Raw genomic sequence first — 22,567 nt, 5'->3', positions numbered from 1 at the left:
ATCCTACCATATTAAACACTATGATGATGTTACAAAATATCGAACAAATGAAAGTGAAAATGGATAGAGACTTTTAAAACTGTTGACATTCAATTTATTAGAATTGAATACCAACAGTTTTAAATATGTAGTTATATTACATATGTATCTTGTAAAATTCCGATTTTTTGTCGGTTAATCATTAGCCGGGAAGGATAGGAGGGCTTATTAATATATTTTTACTATATAAGTAAAGTGTTTTGAAATTAGGAATATTTGACTAGAATCTTAATGATAGAAATTAAATGTCAGATAAGTACTTTCCAACATACAGACCACTTGCAGCTGCTTGAGATAATGAGTGCGTAACGCCTGAACAATCTCCAATTAAAAATAGCCCATGTATACTAGTCTCAAAATGATTATTAATTTTTATCGTAGGAGCATAGAACTTTCCATCAATTCCATATAGTAAAGTATGTTGATCAATAGGTTCTTGTATAAATTGTTCTAAACGTAATAAAAATTCTTTGAGCCCTTCAATATATAATTGAGGAATTTCTTGATTCAAATCTCCATAATCCCCCTGTAGTGTAGGCTGTATACGGCTATGTTCCATGCTGTTTTCCGCCGTAGGTTGTTTCTTTAGTAAGTCCTCTAAGCGCTGTATAACAATCCGATCTCGTCCTTGGTTAATGCCTTTAATAATTGAACTTGCGTATACATTTGCTTCTTTGAGAGTTGGAAAATAGCGAGGAATAAATAAAGTGAAATTTAAATTAGAAGTGCCAGTTCCTTGCTCTCGAAAATTTTGACCGTCAGGCATAACTAAACCTTCTTCGTACTTTCGAATGATGCGTCCTTTTGGATTCATACAGTAAGTAGTTGCTGTGAAATGCTCACCTTGATAAGAAAGTTTTGTTTCAAAAGTATCTTTTAATATAGAACGTAATTGATGTTCTTTCATTTCTACTCTAATCCCTAAATCTACACGTGTTTGCTCCTGAGAAATATTTAGGGAACTGCACATTTCTTTTAACCAATCGGCCCCAGAGCGCCCAGTTGCAAATACTAGTTGCTTAGTTTGAACTGTTCCTTGATTTGTATCTATTGTAAAATGGTCTTCCTGTTTCAGAATATGTTGTACATCTATATGAAATTGGATCTTTATTTTCGTCAGTAAAAATTCATAGAGCTGCTGAAAAATGTTACTGGAAAGTGTAGTACCAAGATGTCTTACTTCTGTTGTTAGCATTTGTAAACCACACGCTTCAGCTCTCTTAGTGAGACTTGAATTTTCAGTAGAATATTTTGAAACCGAACTTCCACCAAACTGACATAGAATTTCATCTACTTCAGCCATGAGTTGTATAAAACCCTCTTTACCGACTTTTTTCTCAAGTTCTCCGCCAAATCCGTTTGTATAATTAAATTTCCCTTCAGATTTGCCTAAACCACCAAACCCGAAATATTTATCACATGTAGTACAATTACACACTTTTCCTTCGTCTAAAGGACAATGGCGATCTTCTAGCGCTTTACCTTTATCAAGAATTAAAACTTTTTTGTTACTTTTAGCTAGTGAATAAGCCATAAAAATGCTACTTACTCCAGCGCCGATAATCGTAACATCATACATATTCTTCCACCTGCTAACGAATAGTTTGTTTTTTATTTTTCTAGTGTATAACAATTTTATGAAGTTAAGAAATAGCTTTTATTAATAAAGTGGGAGTTTTTGAACTTGATGCTTTATTAATTTCTACGAGTGGTGGAGTAAATACAAAAATTTTTATTTGAAAGAAGAAACAGTTTAAAAAATAACTATGTCATATGATTAATAACATCTTACATAGAAAAAAACAGACCTTTTAAGTGAAGAGGTCTGTTAATGATTTTAAATCTTATTTAGCAAACACATGATTACCAATTACTGCTACTGTTTGACGTGTCGTAATCCACTTGTCCGTTGATGTTTTTGGATTGTAGAAATAAATCCAGTCTGAATCTACTCCATTTGTGGAGATAGCCTCTTCTACAGCCATTTTTGCTTCTGCACTTGCAGGTTGATTAATTCTTCCATCTGTAACAGGAGTAAATGCATATCCGTATTTAATAGGTTCATAAATAACGCCTGTTATTGTATTTGGAAAACCTTTTGCATTTACACGATTTAGTATAACTTTGGCTACTGCTACTTTTCCTTTATAGGATTCGCCACCTGCTTCAGCGGTAACTAAGCGTGCCATTAAGTCTTTTTCTTTTTGTGAAATACTTGAGTTGATTTTTAAATGTTGTCCTGTATAAAGCTTGTTTCCGACTGTATTGTTAATTTGTTTTATAGATTGGACAGTGACATTGTAACGCTTTGCTATCGTTTCTAATGAATCTCCCGGTTGTACTTGATAAATAATTTGTTCAGAAATGTTCGCAGGCTTGGCGTTTTGAGGAACAGTGATTTCATTTGATTTCACGGACCCTGGAATATGTAACTGTTCGCCAATAAAGGTTTTATCGTTTCCTTTACCTTTATTATTAGCCTGTTTAATGGATTGTATTGAAACTCCGTATTGTTTACTAATGCCCCAAAGTGTATCGTTCTTTTTTACTGTATGAATGGTAGAAGCTTCAGCTGTACTTTGACTACATACGAATGTAATTGCGGCCGCAGATAAAGGAATTATATGTTTTATTTTTAGTAATTTCATTGTAAATCCTCCTAAGAAAAAATTAAGGTGAAACGATTAAGTAATGTAGTTTGAAATGTGTATATGCGTAATATATTAATGTAAGTATATTAGCACATATAAAATAAATAATCACTATAAGTTTCATATTCGTTTAGTGTAGAGTCAGAATATGAAATATTGCATATGAAAATACATTGAAGTTCATATTTCTGATTACTATAATCTATTTAGTAGAAAGGGAATACGTTATAGAATTAATCATTATAGATTAATATAATGATTAATAATTATTAATAGGAGGATTGATGTAATGAAAATATTTCAAAAAATGTGTGCGTCAACTGTAATCATTACAACACTTTTAGGAACAGGAGGCACTATCAATAGTGTATATGCTGATTCTATAGAACAGCAGAGTAAATTAGGGATAGAACAAGAAACAGATAAGCAAATCATTGTAAAATTTAAAGCGAATTTGGATTTGCCATATGAAGATGGTATTGAAAAACAAATACAATCTCAAACGAATGATAAAGTAATAAAAGATCTTTTGACAGAATATCCAGATGTAACATTTACTCGTTTATTCACATCTGTAAGCCCGGAACAAATACAAAACCTTGAAGTGAAAGCACCTAATCATGTATCTACAAGTCTATTAAACTACTATATTCTTCAAAATCAAAATAGTGGGTATGAAGAAGAAATAGTAGATAAGTTAAAGGCATCTTCTTTAATAGAAGATGCGTATATGAAGAAACAAGAGAAAATAATGCCACCTGAAGTGCAATCATCAAGTGTAGCTCTTAATCCTAATAACAATCCTAGATTTAAAAAACAAGGTTATCTTGAAGCAGCCCCATACGGTATTAATGCGCCTTTCGCCTGGGGAATTCAAGGCGGTAATGGAAATGGTATTACTTTTGTTGATATGGAATACGGATGGCTATTAAATCATGAGGATTTATTACATCAAAATATTGAATTAATGTCTGGAAGAAATATAAATCAGCATGTCGGTCATGGGACGTCTGTACTAGGAATTGTATCCTCTGAGGACAATGAAGTCGGGAATATTGGGATTGCGCCAAAAGCGAAAGCAAAGGTTATCTCTCAAATAAGAGATAACGGACAGTATAATACGGCTGATGCAATATTAAGCGCTGTAAATCAGTTAGAAGCTGGGGATGTTTTATTATTAGAGGCGCAAGCATCCTTTGATGGATATGGTGATAAATATTTACCTGTTGAAGTACAACCAGATATTTTTGATGCAATTCGTGCTGGTACAGATAAGGGAATTGTAATTATAGAGGCTGGAGCAAATGGGTGGAATGATTTAGATCAGTTCAAAGATAGAAAGGGTAAGCAAGTCTTAAATCGTAATAGTAAAGATTTTAAAGATTCGGGTGCAATTATGGTAGGAGCTGGCTCTTCATCTTTCCCTCATGAACGTATGTGGTTTTCGAATTATGGAAGCCGTATTGATGTGTACGGATGGGGAGAAAATGTAGATACAACTACAGCCGAGCAAAGTAGAAGTGCTGTAAATCTTTATACTTCAAGCTTTAGCGGAACATCTAGTGCTTCGCCAATTATTGCTGGGGCAGCGACTTTAGTACAAAGCATTGCTAAAGAACATTTAGGACAACCATATAGACCAAGTGAACTAAGAGCAATATTAAGCAACCAGAGCACAGGAACAAAATCTAAAGATCCATATGCAGATAAAATTGGTGTTTTACCAGATTTGAAGTCTATACTAGTAAACTTAGGTTATGAACAAAGAAAATCAAACGGTGGAAATGAGTTACAAGTAACAGAAAATGAACCAAACAATGAGCCTAGACAGGCAAATAAAGTTAACTTTCATACACCGGTGAAAGGAACGCTACATACTAGTGATAGAGTAGATGTATTTACTTTCCAAATTGACTCGCCGGAAAATATTAATATTTCTCTACTAAATGAACAAAATATCGGAATGACATGGGTACTTCATCATGAATCAGATTTAAATAACTATGTAGCATATGGTGAAAATGAAGGAAATGTAGTTAAAGGAACTTATAATGCAAAGCCAGGGAAATATTATTTATACGTCTATAAATATGAGAATAAAGATGGTTCATATGTATTGAACATAAAATAAGCAAAAGGAACTTCAGATGAAGTTCCTTTAAATTTTTCTAATTTAGTATATGTGAATGATTTTTTAACTTTACTTCTATGCAATATTTCATATTGATGAAATGTTATTTATTTTTTATGAACTAGCTTATATTATATTCAATAAGTTTGATGTAAAAACAGAAAAAGTGAGGGATAATAATGAGCAATAAGAAGTTAATTTTGAAATTATTCATATGTAGTACAATATTTATCACATTTGTATTTGCTTTACATGATAAGAGAGTAGTTGCAGCTAGCTCTGTTAATGAGCTTGAAAATTGGTCAAAATGGATGCAACCTATACCTGATAATATCCCGTTAGCACGAATTTCAATTCCAGGAACACACGATAGTGGGACGTTCAAGTTGCAAAATCCGATTAAGCAAGTGTGGGGAATGACGCAAGAATATGATTTTCGCTATCAAATGGACCATGGATCTCGCATTTTTGATATAAGAGGACGTTTAACAGATGATAATACGATAGTTCTTCATCATGGGCCATTATATCTTTACGTAACACTGCATGAATTCATAAATGAAGCGAAACAATTTTTAAAAGATAACCCGAGTGAAACAATTATTATGTCTTTAAAAAAAGAGTATGAGGATATGAAAGGGGCAGAAGGTTCATTTAGTAGTACGTTTGAAAAAAATTATTTTGTTGATCCTATCTTTTTAAAAACAGAAGGAAATATAAAACTTGGAGATGCTCGTGGGAAAATTGTACTACTAAAAAGATATAGTGGTAGTAATGAATCTGGAGGATATAATAATTTTTATTGGCCAGATAATGAGACGTTTACCACAACTGTAAACCAAAATGTAAATGTAACAGTACAAGATAAATATAAAGTGAATTATGATGAGAAAGTAAAATCTATTAAAGATACGATGGATGAAACGATGAACAATAGCGAGGATTTAAATCATCTATATATTAATTTTACAAGCTTGTCTTCTGGTGGTACAGCATGGAATAGTCCATATTACTACGCTTCTTATATAAATCCTGAAATTGCAAACGATATAAAACAAAAGAATCCTACAAGAGTAGGCTGGGTAATTCAAGACTACATAAATGAAAAGTGGTCACCATTATTGTATCAAGAAGTTATAAGAGCGAATAAGTCATTAATAAAAGAATAAAGATGATGAGAGTAAGAAGCGATAAAATATATCGCTTCTTTTTCTTTTCCAATAACCAACAATAGAAATTGTACTTTTATAATAGAAAAAAATAAAAACATAAGATATAATCATACATATAAAATTTGTACCTATAAATTTTATATATGTGAATGAATTTGATTTGTTGTAATGAAATGGAGGTATATACTATGAAGTTTCCACATGATTTTTTATTCGGAGCTGCTTCAGCTTCTTATCAAGTAGAAGGTGCATGGAATGAAGATGGAAAAGGTGTTACGAATTGGGACGAGTTTTCAAAAATTCCTGGCAAAACATACAATGGAACAAATGGTGATGTAGCTGTTGATCATTATCATCGATATAAGGAAGATGTTCGCTTAATGGCTGAGATGGGATTAGAATCGTATCGTTTTTCTATTTCTTGGGCGAGAATATTGCCGACTGGAGATGGAAAGGTAAATGAAAAAGGGATTGAATTTTATAACAACTTAATTGATGAATGTTTAAAATACGGGATTGTGCCGTTTGTCACTTTATATCATTGGGATTTACCATTACCGTTAGAAAAAGATGGTGGATGGACGAATAAAAGAACAGCAGAGGCTTTCGTAAAATATGCAGAAACTTGTTTTAAGGCATTTGGTGACAGAGTTAAGCATTGGATTACTTTTAATGAGACAGTAATGTTTTGTGGATTAGGTTATTTAAAAGGTGCACATCCACCAGGAATCCAAAATGATGTTCCAAAGTATTTTCAAGCGACTCATTATGTATTTTATGCACATGCGAAAACAGTTGCGGTGTACAAGCAGCTGAAACAATATGGTGAGATTGGGATTACACATGTTTTCTTACCTGCTTATAGTGTGGATGATCAAAAAGAAAATATACGAGCAGCAAATCATGCGAATGAATATGAAACGTATTGGTATTATGATCCAATTTTAAAAGGCGAGTATCCGTCTTATGTTGTACAACAATTAAAGGAAAAAGGATGGACTCCTAATTGGACGGTTGAAGAATTAGAAATCATTAAACAAAATGCAGAAGAAAATGATTTTATTGGCTTGAATTATTATCAACCAATACGAGTAGAAAGATACGATATGGATATAAAGAGTGAGGAACATTCTCGAGAAAACTCAACGCTTGCTCCAGGTAACCCTTCTTTTGATGGTTTTTATCGAACAGTTAAAATGGATGATAAAACATATACAAAATGGGGATGGGAAATATCTCCCGAAGGTTTCTTAGAGGGATTGCATATGTTGAAAGCGCGTTACGGTGACATAAAGATGTATGTAACGGAAAATGGACTTGGTGATGAAGATCCAATCATTGACGGAGAAATTGTAGATGTTCCGAGAATTAAATTTATTGAAGCGCATTTAAAAGTAATGAAGCGTGCAATTGAAGAGGGAATTAACTTAAAAGGTTATTATGCATGGTCAGTGATTGATCTTTTAAGTTGGTTAAATGGATATAAAAAGCAATATGGCTTTATTTTTGTCGATCATAATGATAACTTAAAACGTAAGAAGAAACTTTCGTTTCATTGGTATAAACGTGTGATCGAAACGAGAGGGGAAGAGTTATAACAGATAAAAGAGTATTTTAGGAGAAAGTGTATGAGTGCAAAGTATAAACAAATTGCAGATGTGTTAGAGCAAAACATTCGAGATGGGCTTTTTAATGAAACGAAAAAACTACCTACAGAAGAAGCGTTGATGAATCGATTTGAAGTAAGCCGTAATACGATACGTAAAGTAATTAGTCAGCTTGTGAATAGAGGTTATATTTTTCAAGTGCAAGGTAGTGGCATGTTTTTACGCGAAACTTCTGTAACAGATTACATTAATTTAGGAAGTTTACGTGGATTAACGAAAAATCTTGTTTCACAAAATATTGAAACGAAAGTGTTAGAGCTGGAAGTAATAGATGCGGACGAAGAGATAGCAAAGCGGATGCAATGCGAAGCTGGAACTAGGTTGTATTTTTTGAAGCGCTTAAGAATTGTAGATGCTAAACCATTCTCTATTGAAGTAAGTTATTTCAAAAAGGATATTATTCCATATTTGAACGAAGAAATAGCATTAAGCTCTGTATACAGTTATTTCATTGAAGATTTACGATTAAATATTGGTTTTGCTGATAAAGTTATTAGTTGTGAAAAAGTAAATAAAGAAAATGCACAGCTTTTAGAATTAAATGAAGGTGATCCGGCGCTTCTTATTGAAAATACAGTGTATCTTGTAAATGGAACAATTTTTGAGTTATCTCAGTCGATGTTTCATTATGAAAAGGCGAAACTTTTAAATCGAATTAATTTTAAATGAAAAATTATCGTATGAAAAAAGCAACTGGTCCTAAGTGATCAGTTGCTTTTTATTTTTTAAGTGGATGAGCAAAAAAACACGAAAGTGGTTGGTCCGCTTTTTGCAAACATCTATTATGATAAGAGAAGAAAGGTAGTATGTTATCAACGTTTTAAAGAGGAAGGTTTTTATGTAAGTTCTTTAATTAAAATAGATGGGTCTTAGAGAGGTGAAAAGACAATGAGTTTTGCAATTCCACTAGTCGTTATTATTGTAATTGTATCGCTATTTGGGACTGTACTAGTTGCAAGAAACGTGGAGGAGAATTACGGTAAGTCTACAAAAAGAAATGTGAAAAACTTATCTGCAATCTATATTCTTCTTCTTTTTGTTCTACTGGCCGGGGTAACATGGTACGCGGTAATGATTTAATAGTTTGTAAAAGAACTGAAATGAGAGTATGAAGTTGGAATTTCAGAAGCTATTGAGTAATCAGAAAGAGAACCATTTTGGATATATCCATTTACGGATAAGAAAATGTGACTAATTAATACTATTTTTACGGTGAATACTGTTAGTGAAAAATGAGGATAGTTCGTTTTGAAAGGAGGAAACTAGATGGAATGGAAACCAAATCGTGCAGATAAGACACCTGTATATAAACAAATTGCTGATTATATTGAAAGAGGCATTTCTTCAGGTGAATTTCCTTCTGATAGTAAGTTACCTTCTGAGCGTATATTGGCAAAGGAATTACAGGTGAACCGGAGTACAATAGTAGCTGCGTATGAAGAATTAAAATCACTTGGAGTAGTAGAACGGCAAAAGGGAAGCGGAACACGGGTTAATACAGACATATGGGGTGTCTCACATAAACGAATACCGAACTGGGGTAGGTACGTGGAGGATGGATCGTTCTTACCTAACGTACCACTCGTTCAACAAATTCGAACGGAAACACAAAAAGATGATTTAATTAATTTAGCGAGTGGTGAACTGTCACCAGAATTAATTCCGAGTGATAGATTTCGAACAATTTTGGCGGAGAAAACATTTATGGAAAATCTCGGCTATGACCATCCACTTGGAAATGAGATGTTGAGAAAAACAATTGCAGCACATGTTCAGCAATATAAACAAATTGAAGCAGATTCAAGCTCTATTCTTATTACGTCTGGAGCACAACAGGCGCTTAATCTTATCGTTCAATGTTTATTAAAACCTGGCGATGCGATTGCGATTGAAGATCCGTCATATTGTTTTTCGCTTCCAATGTTTAAATCGGCCGGTTTAAACATATTTCATTTACCTGTTGATGAGCATGGAATGAATCCAGATGACTTAATCGATTTGCACAAAAAGCATCGCATTCGTATGGTATTTTTGAATCCAGATTATCAAAATCCAACAGGTACTGTGCTTTCATTAGCGAGACGTAAAAAAATTTTAGAACTGTCTTCTGAGTTCGGTATACCAATTGTAGAAGATGATCCGTATAGTTTAATTTCTTTTAATGGAGAAGTGAACCCGACATTAAAATCAATGGACCAAAATGGAAATGTTCTTTATATAAGTTCATTATCAAAAATTGTTGCATCAGGATTACGTATTGGATGGATAATTGGTCCTACACGTGTAATTGAGCGTTTAGCAGATGCAAAGCAACAAGTTGATTTTGGCCATAGTGTATTTACGCAGTGGGTAGCAAATCAATTTTTAGAATCAAAGGATTTTCATACACATATTACGATACTTCGTGGACAATTGAAGCAAAGAAGAGATGAATTAATTGCAGAGCTTGAAGGAACATTGGGAGACCGAGTTGAATGTTTCGTGCCAGAGGGTGGAATACATGTATGGTGTAAAGTGAAAGGAAAGTTTGATGAATATCACTTATTAGGTGAATCTATACGGAATGGTGTCGCATTTGTTCCGGGCAGTGTTTTAGGTTCGAAAAATGAATATATACGATTTACGTTTGGTAGAGCGAATATAGAACAAATTCAACTTGGAATTAAACGGTTTGCCGACACGCTAAATGAAATTTCATAATATGGATGTGTGATAGTGAAATGAGGGAAAGAAATGAAGTACGTGATGCTTTTACTTCAAGTAGGCGTGCTATATATATTTAGCTTAGTGGGTACGTGGATTCAGGAAATATTCCATCTATCAATACCGGGAAGTTTAATAGGGATGTTAATGCTGTTCCTGCTCCTTTCCACTCGCATTTTACCGTTAAAATGGTTTGAGTTAGGTGCGGAAAAGTTAATCGTATTTTTACCGTTATTTTTAATCCCTTCGACAACAGGGCTGATGGAATACGGGTCTTTTCTTTTAAGTAAGGGGAGTATTATATTCCTTTTAGTAGTTGCAAGTACTGTAGTAACTTTGATTGTTTCAGGGTATATAAGTCAATTATTAATAACAACAAAAAAATAAAATCGACAAGGTGCACGATTCAAATGGTCTTAATTATTATTACTGTAGCAATTTATTTCTTGGCGACAAAGCTATATAAAAAATTTACGTTTGCATTTACGTTACCGGTGTTAACAGTTACGGCAATTATGATTTGTTTATTTTTCATTTTTGGTATTTCTCATCATGAGTATAGGGAAAATGGAGGAGACATTCTTTCAAGCTTATTGAGCCCTGCAATTGTAGCATTAGCCATACCTCTATTTAAAGAGCGAAAGATACTTATGAAAAATTTTTTATCGATACTTATTGGAGTAGTGATAGGTATAGTGGCTGTAACGAGTATGAATGTAGTGATTGGCGGAATTTTAAATATAGATAAGGAACTTATATTAACTACTTTACCACAGTTAGCAACGATGCCTATTGCCCTATCATTAGCGGATCAAATTGGTGGTATTCCATCTATGACTTCTAGTTTTGTAGTTGTTGCAGGAATAACAGGCGCTATTATCGGACCAACAGTACTTAAGTTTTTCAGTATAACAAGTACGATTGGAAAAGGAGTTGGAATGGGCTGTGCATCACATATTATCGGTGTGAGCCGTCTCGTGAAGGAAGGCGAGAAAGAGGCGACAATCGGTTCGGTAACGATGATTGTAACTGGAATACTCATTAGTATACTAATACCGTATGGAACGAAATTTATTTTTTAAATGTAATGGAGATGATAACAATGACAACATGGTTTATAGTTACATTATTTGTTTTTGGAGCTATTAAAGTATTAGTTTCTAGCATGCCCACTTCTGTTGTAGAATCAATTATTAGTAAATTTGAATTGCATCAAAAGCTTGAGGCGGAAAATACTTCTATATCGATAGATGGAAAAAATATAGAGGGAGAAATGAAACTACAAGTTATTCATGAATTTAATGAGGCTTTGTTTTTAGATAAACATTATTTCCCGCCGCACGGAGAAGGGACACCAATAGTCATTGATACGAAGAAAGGGAATAAAGAGATTAGGTTTTCTCTATATAGCTATGAGGAACATGTTGATGTCATTAAGCAATATAAGAAGAAAGTCGTTGCCTATCGTTTACGCTCTAAAAGCCTTCAAACACTGGCACCATTAGCAATAATGGAAGAGTATGCTTAAGAAGGGACCTATAATGGTCTCTTTATTTTTTTATCCAATTATATACGTTCCAAATAAAAGAATAAAAAATCATATAACCAAATAAAGAATATGTATGGTTCCAATTCGCACTATGTACAAATAAACCTAAACTTTCAGCAATCTGTTCAAAAAGGCTAGCGCAAATACCGATCGAAATAATAAATAGAATTCTAGAAACTTTAGATAATTTTTTTGAAATGTGTATAAAGATAACTGTTAAAATCGGCAGTACGAACAATGTAAAAGCTATATTAACTAAAAATGTGGATGAGAAGGGTCTAGCTGGAAAGGAATATATTTGTTTATGAACAAAAAAAGCATCTAAACAAGTTCCAATAATAGAAGAGAGAAAGATTGTAACTACTAATGCTAGAAACTCATTCTTCTTCTCGGAGGAGGACATTTTTCTTTGCGAGAATTGCGAGTTCAATTTTTTCGAGTGTTTTGCAGTAGTCTTCTGTAATTTGTCCATTTATATTTTCCTCCTTATCAACTAAGTAATTTACAACTTGCCAATCGGTAAACCAATCTTCACTGTCAACTTCTTCATGCTTCATATCTCGCCATGCATAGATGAGTGAAGGACTGTATATACGATAAGCGCCACTTCGCAACTGGCATTTCTTTATTCGGCGCTTATAAAACTCACGGGAAAAAGATTCATTTACACTTGAAAATAAATGGGGCCAGTAATCTTTCCTTGAGCCTGTATGCGGATGATGTTGGGCCCAGCTTATTATTTGAGATAAAACATGTGTATCTCGAAATAATAATGAATACAATCTTTTTCCAATTAATATTCGTTCATGTAAGGAAGTGAAATGTTTCATTGTATCACCAAATAGTAATACTTTTTGTTTTTTATCATTTTCGTAGAATGGGAAAAGGATATGATTAAACTGAAAGAAATCAAAGAGTTTAAATCCAATACTATTTAGTACAGTCTTTTTAAATTGTACATTTTGAATCACTCTTTTTTCTAAGTAGTTTTGTTCATTAACAATAGTTGCAATCGCTAATGTTTTTTTGTTGCCTGTTTTCCAAAAATCGTTCCACATCGTTTCCATAAATGTAGAAACATTTAGGTGAGGGAGAAGGTGAAATAACTTTTGTGATCTCTTTACACTTTGTTCGTAAAGTAAAAATTGAGGGTATACATCTTGGAAAATAAGCCAATTCCCTCTTTCTAAAAAAGAAAAAAATATGAATTGATCTTTCTCTGATAAAATTCTCGTATATAAATCGCCCTTTAAATCAGTCATATTCCAACCGCCGTTACGTGATACCATATGCCCAAGCAGTGCCCAATGTATTTCTGGATATTGAATGTAAAATTGGTAGTATGCGCGTGTTCTTGTAACATTATTTTTATTTAGCTGTTCTGTTTGTATTTTTATTTTGTTGATGATGAGTTGCTCTTCTTTCGTTAATTTATACATGGTATCAGAAGGAATAAGTTTGCTTTTTTGTTTCAATTCATTTTTTACATCGAATAGGGAGAGAGGCAGTGCTTTGGAAGGTCCGTTATATGTATGATATGAATTGTTTCGGTCCATTCCGTTACCTCCCTTTTTCATAAATTTAAACATGATTATTGGCTATGAATCATTCTATTTATTTTATTACGAGTATAAGAAATAAATGAGCGGTGTTTTTTACAAGGAATTTATTTATCATGCAAACAGTATAAAAAATCTTACTGTTGTGAGGTGAAATGAAAAACAGAAACTAAGTTTAATAGTTTCTGTTTTTTTATTTTGTCAATTAAATGTAACAAACGACGATTATGATTTGAATCAATTGAAAATAATTCAATAAATATTATTTAAATTGAGATGTTTCGTAGGAGGAAAAGGAATGTTAAATAAAATAATTTTAATTACTGGTGGTACAGGTTCGTGGGGGCATGAACTTATAAAACAACTATTAGAAAAATCACCGAAAGAAATTAGAGTTTTTTCAAGAAATGAAACGGTCCAGTTTGAAATGCAGCAACAGTTTATAAATGATGATAGGCTAAAATTTATTATTGGAGATATTCGTGATAAAGATCAACTAGTCTATGCATGCCAAGGTGTACATTATGTATTCCATCTTGCAGCTTTAAAACACGTTCCAGTATGTGAGTATTATCCTTATGAAGCTATAAAAACTAACATACATGGTACGCAAAATGTAATTGAAGCCTCTACAAAGACGCAAGTTGAAAAAGTTATATATGTTTCAACGGATAAAGCAGCTGATCCATCAAATACGTATGGGATGACAAAAGCAATTGGTGAAAAATTAATGGTTCATGCGAATATACAAACGAAGAAAACAAAATTCATTTGTGTTCGTGGTGGAAATGTTTTAGGAACGAGTGGAAGTGTAGTACCGCTTTTTAAACAACAAATTAAAAGATCTTCACAAGTAGGGATTACCGATGCGAATATGACTAGATTTTTCTTAACAGTTGAAGATGCTGTTGGATTGTTATTTAAAGCAGTATATCAAGGTAGAGGCGGGGAAATCTTTGTTATGAAAATGCCGGCATGTAAAATAACAGATTTAGCAGAAATATTAATTGAAGATTCAAAAAAAGAAAACATTAAGGTGAAAGAGGTAGGGATAAGACCGGGTGAAAAATTAAGTGAAATGCTTCTATCTGAGGTAGAGAGTAAAACAAGTATAAGCTTTGATCAAAATTATTTTGTGGTACTACCGACGATTCCTATCGAAGGACTTCAAGAATATTATTCTAGCTATCCGCTAGTGGATGTGAAGAGTTTTAGTTCTCAACAAGACTTGCTTGCAAAACATGAGGTGAAACAAATGCTATTAAAAGGAGGGTTTTTGCGATGAAAAAAAATGCGAGCCTTTTAATAACTGGTGCAAATGGTTTCACAGGACGCCATGCTTGCCAATATTTTTTAGAGCAGGGCTTTCATGTAATTCCTATGTTTCAAAATCGTGCACATAGAGAAAAAATTAGAAATGGTATTACTTGTAATTTAACTAATAAGAGCGAAGTAATGAAGGTAATGAAACAAATAAAGCCAGACTACGTATTGCATTTAGCAGGAAGGAATTCGGTTATAGAATCTTGGACAGCTGCTCTTGAGTATATAGAGATTAATGTAATAGGAACGTTATATTTATTAGAAGCAATTAAGCAAGAAGCCTCGCATTGTAGAACATTAGTTATAGGATCTGCTTTGCAAGCAGATAGTATGAACGAAATAAAAATTTCAAATCCATATAGTTTAAGTAAAACGATGCAAGTCATTATTGCAGAGGCTTGGGGAGGATTAATGGATTCAAATATTATCATTGCAAAGCCCTCAAACTTAATTGGTCCAGGGGAATCGAATGGCATTTGTTCGATTCTCGCAAAGAAAATGATAGATATAGAATCAGGTAGAAGTAAAGCCATTATTGAAGTAAACAGTTTGAAAGATAGTAGAGATTTTCTAGATGTACGTGATGCGATTAAAGCGTATCATGTGTTATTACGAGATGGAATAAATGGAAAACAATATAATATCGGATCAGGAGTAAAACGATCTTTATTAAATGTACTAGAACAATATAAAGAATTAACACAGCTAAATTTTTTTATAGAGGAAACAGAGAAAAATGGGAGCGACTCAAATGAGAGTTTAGCAATAGAGGAGATAAAAAGGTTAGGTTGGATCCCAGAAATTGAATTTCATCAATCATTAAAAGATGTACTTGAGTATGCGAAGTGTAGTGACATCTGCATGCAATGAAAAACAAAAAAGGGTGTAAGAAATATATGAATGATTATGAAATAATAGATAATCAAAATACGCTATTTCTTTCAATTGTTGATACGTTGGATTGGAGAGATGAAGAAGCGCATGTATTGCGTCTTTATGAGGCAATACATAAATATCAAGCGTATGTAGAAGAAAAAAGGGTTAATCAAATAAAGTCAGCATTAGAGACGGAAACTAGATATGTGATTCAAATCTTTGCTCAATACGAGTGTAGTGAGTATGGAAATGATTTTTATGAACTCATTAAAGATCTTTTACAAGATATAGAGGTGGAGTTAAAGATTTATATAAAAAATAATAAGTTTATTTACATTTAAAAGGTAAAGAGATAGCTAGATTTTTAATAATAAAGGTGGGTATAAGTTATGAGCAAAACGATTCTTTTTACTGGGGGCGGTACAGCCGGACACGTTATGATTAATATTGTATTAATTCCTAAATTTATAGAGAAAGGCTGGAGAGTCGAGTATATTGGATCAAAAAATGGAATTGAAAAATCATTAGTGCAAAATGTTAAATACAATAGTGTTTCAACGGGCAAGCTTAGGAGATATTGGGATTGGGAAAATTTTAAAGATCCTTTTAAAATTATACGAGGTTGTTTACAAAGTTATAAATTAATTAAGAAAACAAAGCCTGACGTTATCTTTTCAGCAGGAGGATTTGTTTCAGTTCCTGTAGCTATAGGAGCATGGTTAAATCGTGTGCCTATAATTATACGTGAACCAGATAGCACATTAGGACTTGCCAATAAAATAGCATTACCTTTTGCTACAAAGCTATGCACAACATTTCCTCAGACAGGAGAAAATGTAAGTAATGAGAAGAAGGTTTATGTAGGACCAATTGTAAGGGAAGAAATTGAGAAGGGTAACGTATTACGAGGAAGAAGATATTGTGAATTTCAGCAAGATAAACCAGTATTATTAATTATGGGTGGGAGTCAAGGTGCTAAGTGGATAAATGATATGGTAAGGGAATGTTTAGATACAATACTATTAAATTTTAATATTATTCATATATGTGGTAAAGGAAAGGTAGACCCATCTATTGGCATGGAGGGGTATATGCAATTTGAATATATAGGCGACGAGTTGCCGCATATACTAAATATGGCAAGTGTTGTAGTTTCTAGAGCGGGTTCTACTGCTATTTCTGAATTGTTATTTTTGAAGAAACCGATGTTGCTTATCCCGTTAACTAACAGTTCCAGTAGGGGAGATCAAGTTTTAAATGCTGAATATTTTTCACGGCAAGGATATGCGGAAGTTATACTCCAAGACAGAGTAAGTACGAATACATTTATACATGCAGTAAATAAGTTGTATATAAATAAGGAGAAATATATTCAAAACATGAATGGGTATAAGAAAACAAATGATGAGGGGATTCATCAATTAATAGATATAATAAATGGAGTGGTGAATTAATAGAAATATAAATAGTAAAAAGGAAAGAAGGTATCTTCTTTCCTTTTTACTATATTTGTTCAAATTCATTATTATTTATTCTAATTAGTTATGTACTATGGGTGAATGCCGTTTTCTAATAGCTCAGTAAATGCATGAATATGAATAGGTTTACTGTAATAATAACCTTGAATAAACTGACATTTATTTTTTTGAAGGAAATTTACGTGCTCTTTTGTTTCTACACCTTCAGCAATGACAGACATTCCTAATGTATTTGCTAATGTGATGATCGTTTTAATAATTTCCATTCCATCATCACATGTTTCAGACATTGTAATAAATTCTCTCGGGATTTTTAACGTATCAATTGGATATAAAGGTAAGTAGGCTAGCGAAGAATAACCTGTACCAAAGTCGTCGATTGAAATGTGAATCCCTAAACTTTTTAGTGTACGCAGTTTTATCAATGTTTCTCGCTCATCCATCATTGCAATTCGCTCTGTTAATTCAAGATCAAGAGAGCTTGCTGGTAAACCTGTATTTGTTAAAGTAGAAGAAATAGATTTTACAAAATCCTCTTGTTCAAATTCTTTAGCAGATAAATTTACACCTATTTTTAAATGTGAATATCCGAGTGCGTGCCAACGTTTCATTTGCTTACAAGCCTGCTCTAATGTCCATTTTCCTATTGAAATAATTTGTAGTGTTTCTTCTGCAATCGGAATAAACTCGTATGGAGAAATAATACCTAATTCAGGATGATTCCACCTAATTAAAGCTTCTGCACCGATAATTTTATTAGATTCACTATCAACTTGAGGTTGATACAAAAGGAACAATTCTTCATTTTGTAGTGCGTTTGGTAAATCTTTTTCTAATCGTAATCGTCTTTCAATTTTTTTAGCGATTACATCGTCATAAATAGAGACAGAATTAAGCTCTTTTGCTTTTGCATCATACATTGCAACATTAGCGTTTTTCAAAAGTGTAGCGGTATCGATTCCGGAATGTGGATAAATAGCGATACCGATACTCAGTGATAAAGTTAATTTATGCTCATGTATGATAAATGATTTTTTCATGCATTCAAATAATTGGTTACATAATTGGAATAAGTAATCTTCGTCAGTATAGTTTTCAATTATGATTGTAAATTCATCGCCACCGATTCTTGAAAGATGAGTATGTGATGGAAGACATGATTGGAATCGCTTTGCTACTTCTTCTAATATGTAATCTCCTGACGAATGTCCAAGTGTATCGTTAATTGCTTTAAAGCGATCTAAATCTAAATATAATAATGCAAACTCGCTTTCTGTTATTTTAGCATTTTTTATAACTCTCTTTAATTTCTTATGGAAAAAGGCACGGTTCCCAATTTTCGTTACAGTGTCATGGAATGCTAAATATTTTATTTCTTCTTGCTGTTTTTTTAGTGCAGTAATATCTTTCACCATAATATAGCTTCCTGAAATTTGTCCGTCTATTATAATAGGAATGATTGTAACGTATAAAAAATAAGTAAAGCCATCTTTATATTGAGAACTAAGTTGTAAGAATGCCGATTCTTGTTGTTTCACTTTTTCTAATGCCAATGCTAGCTTATGCTTATCTTCATCTAAAATGATCGAAAAACAAGTTTCGCCTAGTAACTCATCCGTTGGTGCCCCAAGTAGTACACTCCCAGCCTTATTTACATTTAAGAATGTTCCATTTAAATCAATGGTGAAAATAGGGTCAGGATGATATTCATATAATGATTTAAACTTTTGTTGTTTTTGAGAAAGAGCCTCTGATTTATGAACTAAATCAGACGTCCGTACAGTAACTTTTTCTTCTAGTTGGGCATTAAATGCCTGTAAACGTTTTGTTAAGGAATTGTTTTGCATACGTACGATAGAATGACGAATGAGTACGAAAATAAAAGTAATACAATTCCCTGTAATGAGAGTTGAAGATGATGTTTGTTCTTTTAATGTAAACCCGATTAGTATTGCAACAGCAAGATAGGGAAATACAACTAAAGCTTTTTTTCCTATTATAGGGTTTACAATGAAATAATTTTTATGGCTATTATGATCTTCTGAAATAGAGCCAGCTATTGCAATAAGTAATATAGGTATTCTATATAAAAGACGTAATAATGTTATTGTTTCTGTTGATAAGTGGTTATTTAAGTAAAAATAAATATAGTTAAAAGTTGCAGAACTTATTAATACAAAAATAAATATATAAATTTTCCGTTTGGAATTAAAAATTGTTGGACGGAAAAAGAGACTAACACCTAGCAGTAGAAATAATAAATCTGCAATTGGATATAAAAATGAAAGGAAAACATCTCCTAGTGAAAGAGCGAATATATTTAAATTTGGTTGATTAAATAAATACCATTCTAATGTAAATATGGAAGTAAGCACTATGCATATATCACAAATAAAGAACGCTTTTTCCCATTTATTGCATTCCTTTAAGATTTTATAGGAGAAAGCGATAAGACAGAAAAGTAGAAAAACCATGTAAAATACATCAGAAATAGTAAAACGATGTATTGGAATTTCGAAGAAGCTATCTTGATATGTATATACTATTTTCCCTAATAAAAAACTACCAATTGCTATTGTAATACATATCCAAAACGGATTTGAACTGACTTTTTTAGAATATATAGAGTAAATCAGTGATACAAATGTAATGGCTTCAACGACAAGTGAAGCGAAGCGTACATCTGAATTTGAAAAATGAGTAGGGAACAGATAGAAAAACATAAAATAGATTGAATAGCATATTAATGTTCCGATTAATATACATAATTGTAAATTTTTATTTAATTTCAATGAAATCACCTTCTTTAATTATGCACTATGTTCGTTATATCTATACATAATAATATTATTTAAGAATTGTATCAGATTTCCTTATAAAAATCATGTTTATAAGGAAAGTGTTAAAGAGTATAAGTATTCTCAAAGTTGAAAAAATATTGCGGTGGATAGTATAGACGGTATCAAGACTTTAAATAGAAATTGTATATTTAGTCATCCTTTGAATTGTAAAGTTTTTTTAGTGATTTGTAAGTGGAGATGCAAAATTGCATATAAAATGATGGGGATTTTTATTTTTAGTCTGAAAATTAATATTTGTAGAAATGTTAGGAAAAGATATAAAATAAGAACGTGTATTCTTACAGAGTGGAATAGTATTGCCACTAAATAGGGAGGTTTTTTTATGATATATCGAATTAAAGATGCAGAAATATACTATGAAATTGTGGGGGAGGGTAAACCGGTCATTATCATACATGGCTGCGCTCCTGACCATAGGTTAATGATGAAATGTATGGAATCAGTATTTCAGAAATATGAAGGTTATAAGCGAATATATATTGATTTACCTGGAATGGGAAAATCGAATGCTCCAAATTGGATAAATAGTTCAGATCGTATAGTAGATGTGCTTATCACATTTATTGAGGAAATCATTTGTACTGAAAAATTTTTATTGGTAGGAGAATCATATGGAGGCTATTTAGCCAAAGGTATACTTGCAAAGATGTTTGAGAGAGTTAGCGGATTACTATTAGTATGTCCTGTTGTTGTAGCGGAGCCAGAAAAAAGGATTCTTCCAGATAAACAGATAATTGTACAAGATGAGGAATTTTTAAATACGCTCACTTCCACAGAAAGAGAGGAGTTTTGTGAGTTAGCTGTAATAGCAAATGAATATACATATACGCGATTTAAAGAAGAAATTAAGCCTGGGTTAGATGTTGCTAATTATGAATTTATTGAAAGGTTGCAAAAGAATTACTCTCTTACTATGGATTTTCAGCATGAAAAATATGAAAATCCCGTTCTTTTACTGACTGGAAGACAAGATATATCAGTAGGTTATCAAAATATTATAGAAATTATTGAAGAATATCCAAGGGCAACATTAGCAGTGTTAGATATGGCAGGGCATAATTTACAAATTGAGCAGCCTGAATTATTTGAGAGTTTAGTAGGAGAATGGATTAGACGAACAAATCAGCACAGTTTATAAAGTATTTTAGTATTACCCCTAAGTGTTGAAATGGGATAAATGAACGTGATTTATTAACTTATCTCGCTATTTGCCGGGCAGCCCGATTAGTGAGGGTTGATTAAAGTTTCACTTTATAAAAAATTTTAAGGAGAAATTATGAGCACATATATTTATATGGTTAGACATGGTGAATCACCAAAACTAGAAGGAAATGAAAGAATGCGTGGATTAACTGAGAGGGGACATATGGATGCCCGTGGAGTAACTGACATATTAAAAGCGGAGAGGATTGATACTTTTATTTCCAGTCCTTATAATCGGGCTATGCTAACGATAGAGGAGTCAGCTAATTTCCATGAAAAAGAAATAGTAGTATATGAAAATCTTAAAGAGTGTATGTTTTCAAGTGAGGATCAGGTTATATCAGACAAGGAGGTGTATCCACTTGTACAGAAGATGTTCTCTAATCCGGACTTTGCACGAACGGAAGGAGAGTCATATGCAGATTGCCAGAGAAGAGTAGTGAAAGTATTAAAAGAAATCTTAATGGATTTTCGAGGATGCAAAATTGTAATTGGTACACATGGGCTTGTTATGACATTAATGATGAACTATTTTGATAAACAATATGGTTTTGAATTTTTAATGAATACGTCAAAACCGGATATATATAAGATGGAGTTTAAAGAAGAACAATTAATGAATGTAAAGAGATTATGGAAAGCGGAATAAAATTAGTTGCATGGATTTTGTTGTAAAAGTTACTTTTATAGCAAAGTCTTTTTTTGAATAGAAAGCATCTTTATCAACTATTTTTAGAATGTTAAATCAATAAGTAATTATTCAGTATTTGAATAAATTATTGGGAAATTGGTTTAGGGAAACAATTTTAAATGTGTCAAAACTCCAAACGTTGGATTTATATTCAATAGGAGAAAAAGATGTAGAATTTTGTCTTACAGTCCCCGTTTACTTTTCATTTCATTACATATAGGCTTTGTGGTGTAAGGGAGGACATTACCTTTACGCAAAATCTATAAGGAGGTCATTGTAATGAAACAGATTAAAAAGTTTGCGGGAGTTGCTTTAGCGGGGACGATTGGATTAAGTGGACTACTGTTTTTAGAACCAAGTGTAAGCGTTGCGGAAGCACAGCAAGTGAAAGTAGAAAATTTCAATACAATTGATGTAACGATGAATCTAAATGAATTGTATGTATTAAGTGGCAGAAGCATTGATATTCTTTCTGGAGATAAAGAAGCAATTCAGTTAAATAAATACACAATTAGTTTTAATAAACCTGGGAAGTATGTGATTAAAGTAAATGGCTGTATTTATGATGATGTATATACTTTTATTGTAAATGAGTAGTATATATTCTTAAATTGCGAGATAAAAACAGAAACACCCTATTTGCGATGAGAGTCGTAAATAGGGT

21 protein-coding genes are annotated in these 22,567 nt (G+C 32.5%); 16 read left to right on the top strand and 5 right to left on the bottom strand.

All coding sequences use genetic code 11. The annotated features are described in order from the left end of the window. Nucleotides 1–280: 280 nt before the first annotated feature. Complete coding sequence (locus tag ACS2FK_RS00270) at nucleotides 281–1,618, bottom strand: NAD(P)/FAD-dependent oxidoreductase (RefSeq protein ID WP_023522822.1); 1,338 nt, start codon at nucleotides 1,616–1,618, stop codon at nucleotides 281–283. A 265-nt stretch (nucleotides 1,619–1,883) separates the two neighbouring features. After that, the gene (locus ACS2FK_RS00265; RefSeq protein WP_063548427.1) at nucleotides 1,884–2,687 is read right to left on the bottom strand and encodes a cell wall hydrolase; all 804 of its coding nucleotides are present in this window, start codon (nucleotides 2,685–2,687) and stop codon (nucleotides 1,884–1,886) included. A 292-nt stretch (nucleotides 2,688–2,979) separates the two neighbouring features. Between ACS2FK_RS00265 and ACS2FK_RS00260 the strand changes: the two genes are divergently transcribed. The 9 genes from ACS2FK_RS00260 to ACS2FK_RS00220 all read left to right on the top strand — a co-directional run bounded on the left by ACS2FK_RS00260 (nucleotide 2,980) and on the right by ACS2FK_RS00220 (nucleotide 11,891). Beyond that, nucleotides 2,980–4,821 carry a S8 family peptidase gene (locus tag ACS2FK_RS00260; RefSeq protein ID WP_000689202.1) on the top strand — a complete coding sequence of 614 codons (1,842 nt, stop codon included), beginning with the start codon at nucleotides 2,980–2,982 and terminating at the stop codon, nucleotides 4,819–4,821. 179 nt (nucleotides 4,822–5,000) lie between these two features. Further along, nucleotides 5,001–5,990: a phosphatidylinositol diacylglycerol-lyase gene (gene plcA / locus ACS2FK_RS00255; protein ID WP_063548425.1), complete on the top strand. Its 990-nt coding sequence runs from the start codon at nucleotides 5,001–5,003 to the stop codon at nucleotides 5,988–5,990. Nucleotides 5,991–6,181: 191 nt separating this feature from the next. Next, entirely contained in the window at nucleotides 6,182–7,591 is a 1,410-nt protein-coding gene (locus ACS2FK_RS00250; protein WP_000671631.1) for a glycoside hydrolase family 1 protein, read from the top strand. A gap of 30 nt (nucleotides 7,592–7,621) precedes the next feature. Then, complete coding sequence (locus tag ACS2FK_RS00245; protein ID WP_001274912.1) at nucleotides 7,622–8,329, top strand: GntR family transcriptional regulator; 708 nt, start codon at nucleotides 7,622–7,624, stop codon at nucleotides 8,327–8,329. 219 nt (nucleotides 8,330–8,548) lie between these two features. Then, nucleotides 8,549–8,740: a hypothetical protein gene (locus ACS2FK_RS00240; protein ID WP_063548423.1), complete on the top strand. Its 192-nt coding sequence runs from the start codon at nucleotides 8,549–8,551 to the stop codon at nucleotides 8,738–8,740. 186 nt (nucleotides 8,741–8,926) lie between these two features. After that, complete coding sequence (locus ACS2FK_RS00235; protein WP_000454956.1) at nucleotides 8,927–10,360, top strand: PLP-dependent aminotransferase family protein; 1,434 nt, start codon at nucleotides 8,927–8,929, stop codon at nucleotides 10,358–10,360. Between the two features lie 33 nt (nucleotides 10,361–10,393). Further along, nucleotides 10,394–10,750, top strand: a complete 357-nt coding sequence (locus tag ACS2FK_RS00230) for a CidA/LrgA family holin-like protein (protein WP_000878380.1) — start codon at nucleotides 10,394–10,396, stop codon at nucleotides 10,748–10,750. Between the two features lie 23 nt (nucleotides 10,751–10,773). Continuing rightward, on the top strand, nucleotides 10,774–11,445 hold the full coding sequence (locus ACS2FK_RS00225) for an LrgB family protein (RefSeq protein ID WP_000242939.1): 672 nt from the start codon (nucleotides 10,774–10,776) through the stop codon (nucleotides 11,443–11,445). Between the two features lie 20 nt (nucleotides 11,446–11,465). Continuing rightward, nucleotides 11,466–11,891, top strand: coding sequence for a YfmQ family protein (locus ACS2FK_RS00220; protein ID WP_000214633.1), 426 nt, complete (start codon nucleotides 11,466–11,468; stop codon nucleotides 11,889–11,891). 22 nt (nucleotides 11,892–11,913) lie between these two features. Here ACS2FK_RS00220 and ACS2FK_RS00215 read toward each other — a convergent pair whose 3' ends face one another. Together ACS2FK_RS00215 and ACS2FK_RS00210 are read right to left on the bottom strand one after the other, a co-directional pair. Beyond that, on the bottom strand, nucleotides 11,914–12,315 hold the full coding sequence (locus tag ACS2FK_RS00215) for a CBO0543 family protein (RefSeq protein ID WP_015406501.1): 402 nt from the start codon (nucleotides 12,313–12,315) through the stop codon (nucleotides 11,914–11,916). Then, the gene (locus tag ACS2FK_RS00210) at nucleotides 12,290–13,468 is read right to left on the bottom strand and encodes a DUF2515 domain-containing protein (RefSeq protein ID WP_000375774.1); all 1,179 of its coding nucleotides are present in this window, start codon (nucleotides 13,466–13,468) and stop codon (nucleotides 12,290–12,292) included. Before ACS2FK_RS00210 ends, ACS2FK_RS00215 begins: the two co-directional genes overlap by 26 nt. A 301-nt stretch (nucleotides 13,469–13,769) precedes the next feature. Between ACS2FK_RS00210 and ACS2FK_RS00205 the strand changes: the two genes are divergently transcribed. From ACS2FK_RS00205 to ACS2FK_RS00190, 4 genes are read left to right on the top strand one after another with little or no spacing between them, the layout of a single operon-like run. Beyond that, complete coding sequence (locus ACS2FK_RS00205; RefSeq protein ID WP_000932607.1) at nucleotides 13,770–14,756, top strand: UDP-N-acetylglucosamine 4,6-dehydratase family protein; 987 nt, start codon at nucleotides 13,770–13,772, stop codon at nucleotides 14,754–14,756. After that, nucleotides 14,753–15,664, top strand: a complete 912-nt coding sequence (locus ACS2FK_RS00200; protein WP_000739091.1) for an NAD-dependent epimerase/dehydratase family protein — start codon at nucleotides 14,753–14,755, stop codon at nucleotides 15,662–15,664. Before ACS2FK_RS00205 ends, ACS2FK_RS00200 begins: the two co-directional genes overlap by 4 nt. After that, nucleotides 15,661–16,011 carry a DUF6572 domain-containing protein gene (locus ACS2FK_RS00195; protein WP_002094117.1) on the top strand — a complete coding sequence of 117 codons (351 nt, stop codon included), beginning with the start codon at nucleotides 15,661–15,663 and terminating at the stop codon, nucleotides 16,009–16,011. The genes ACS2FK_RS00200 and ACS2FK_RS00195 overlap by 4 nt, the downstream gene beginning before the upstream one ends. A gap of 48 nt (nucleotides 16,012–16,059) precedes the next feature. Further along, a complete protein-coding gene (locus tag ACS2FK_RS00190; RefSeq protein WP_000047555.1) occupies nucleotides 16,060–17,124 on the top strand; it encodes an undecaprenyldiphospho-muramoylpentapeptide beta-N-acetylglucosaminyltransferase in 1,065 nt (354 codons plus the stop codon). 95 nt (nucleotides 17,125–17,219) lie between these two features. On the opposite strand, the gene ACS2FK_RS00185 is transcribed toward ACS2FK_RS00190, so the two are convergent. Then, nucleotides 17,220–19,940 carry a sensor domain-containing protein gene (locus tag ACS2FK_RS00185; protein WP_063548421.1) on the bottom strand — a complete coding sequence of 907 codons (2,721 nt, stop codon included), beginning with the start codon at nucleotides 19,938–19,940 and terminating at the stop codon, nucleotides 17,220–17,222. Nucleotides 19,941–20,331: 391 nt separating this feature from the next. On the opposite strand from ACS2FK_RS00185, the gene ACS2FK_RS00180 reads away from it, so the two are divergent. The 3 genes from ACS2FK_RS00180 to ACS2FK_RS00170 all read left to right on the top strand — a co-directional run bounded on the left by ACS2FK_RS00180 (nucleotide 20,332) and on the right by ACS2FK_RS00170 (nucleotide 22,500). Beyond that, nucleotides 20,332–21,147, top strand: coding sequence for an alpha/beta fold hydrolase (locus tag ACS2FK_RS00180; protein ID WP_063548419.1), 816 nt, complete (start codon nucleotides 20,332–20,334; stop codon nucleotides 21,145–21,147). A gap of 138 nt (nucleotides 21,148–21,285) precedes the next feature. Further along, complete coding sequence (locus tag ACS2FK_RS00175) at nucleotides 21,286–21,861, top strand: histidine phosphatase family protein (RefSeq protein ID WP_053563780.1); 576 nt, start codon at nucleotides 21,286–21,288, stop codon at nucleotides 21,859–21,861. Between the two features lie 321 nt (nucleotides 21,862–22,182). Continuing rightward, nucleotides 22,183–22,500 (top strand): hypothetical protein, encoded by a 318-nt coding sequence (locus ACS2FK_RS00170; protein ID WP_000809495.1) that lies wholly within the window; start codon nucleotides 22,183–22,185, stop codon nucleotides 22,498–22,500. Nucleotides 22,501–22,567: the final 67 nt, after the last annotated feature.

The organism is Bacillus cereus group sp. BceL220 (assembly GCF_051776965.1).
Taxonomy (GTDB): Bacteria; Bacillota; Bacilli; order Bacillales; family Bacillaceae_G; genus Bacillus_A; species Bacillus_A cereus.
Note: the sequence above shows the minus strand (reverse complement) of the source record. Positions and strands in the feature narration are given on the sequence as shown.

What these genes read in the sequence shown, in the direction of transcription:
- plcA (WP_063548425.1), top strand. Translation starts at nt 5,001, where the DNA reads ATGAGCAATAAGAAGTTAATTTTGAAATTATTCATATGTAGTACAATA.
- ACS2FK_RS00220 (WP_000214633.1), top strand. Translation starts at nt 11,466, where the DNA reads ATGACAACATGGTTTATAGTTACATTATTTGTTTTTGGAGCTATTAAA.
- ACS2FK_RS00265 (WP_063548427.1), bottom strand. Translation starts at nt 2,687, where the DNA reads ATGAAATTACTAAAAATAAAACATATAATTCCTTTATCTGCGGCCGCA.
- ACS2FK_RS00210 (WP_000375774.1), bottom strand. Translation starts at nt 13,468, where the DNA reads ATGGACCGAAACAATTCATATCATACATATAACGGACCTTCCAAAGCA.
- ACS2FK_RS00230 (WP_000878380.1), top strand. Translation starts at nt 10,394, where the DNA reads ATGAAGTACGTGATGCTTTTACTTCAAGTAGGCGTGCTATATATATTT.
- ACS2FK_RS00205 (WP_000932607.1), top strand. Translation starts at nt 13,770, where the DNA reads ATGTTAAATAAAATAATTTTAATTACTGGTGGTACAGGTTCGTGGGGG.
- ACS2FK_RS00200 (WP_000739091.1), top strand. Translation starts at nt 14,753, where the DNA reads ATGAAAAAAAATGCGAGCCTTTTAATAACTGGTGCAAATGGTTTCACA.
- ACS2FK_RS00175 (WP_053563780.1), top strand. Translation starts at nt 21,286, where the DNA reads ATGAGCACATATATTTATATGGTTAGACATGGTGAATCACCAAAACTA.
- ACS2FK_RS00235 (WP_000454956.1), top strand. Translation starts at nt 8,927, where the DNA reads ATGGAATGGAAACCAAATCGTGCAGATAAGACACCTGTATATAAACAA.
- ACS2FK_RS00225 (WP_000242939.1), top strand. Translation starts at nt 10,774, where the DNA reads ATGGTCTTAATTATTATTACTGTAGCAATTTATTTCTTGGCGACAAAG.
- ACS2FK_RS00215 (WP_015406501.1), bottom strand. Translation starts at nt 12,315, where the DNA reads ATGTCCTCCTCCGAGAAGAAGAATGAGTTTCTAGCATTAGTAGTTACA.
- ACS2FK_RS00240 (WP_063548423.1), top strand. Translation starts at nt 8,549, where the DNA reads ATGAGTTTTGCAATTCCACTAGTCGTTATTATTGTAATTGTATCGCTA.
- ACS2FK_RS00170 (WP_000809495.1), top strand. Translation starts at nt 22,183, where the DNA reads ATGAAACAGATTAAAAAGTTTGCGGGAGTTGCTTTAGCGGGGACGATT.
- ACS2FK_RS00180 (WP_063548419.1), top strand. Translation starts at nt 20,332, where the DNA reads ATGATATATCGAATTAAAGATGCAGAAATATACTATGAAATTGTGGGG.
- ACS2FK_RS00245 (WP_001274912.1), top strand. Translation starts at nt 7,622, where the DNA reads ATGAGTGCAAAGTATAAACAAATTGCAGATGTGTTAGAGCAAAACATT.
- ACS2FK_RS00190 (WP_000047555.1), top strand. Translation starts at nt 16,060, where the DNA reads ATGAGCAAAACGATTCTTTTTACTGGGGGCGGTACAGCCGGACACGTT.
- ACS2FK_RS00250 (WP_000671631.1), top strand. Translation starts at nt 6,182, where the DNA reads ATGAAGTTTCCACATGATTTTTTATTCGGAGCTGCTTCAGCTTCTTAT.
- ACS2FK_RS00260 (WP_000689202.1), top strand. Translation starts at nt 2,980, where the DNA reads ATGAAAATATTTCAAAAAATGTGTGCGTCAACTGTAATCATTACAACA.
- ACS2FK_RS00195 (WP_002094117.1), top strand. Translation starts at nt 15,661, where the DNA reads ATGAAAAACAAAAAAGGGTGTAAGAAATATATGAATGATTATGAAATA.
- ACS2FK_RS00270 (WP_023522822.1), bottom strand. Translation starts at nt 1,618, where the DNA reads ATGTATGATGTTACGATTATCGGCGCTGGAGTAAGTAGCATTTTTATG.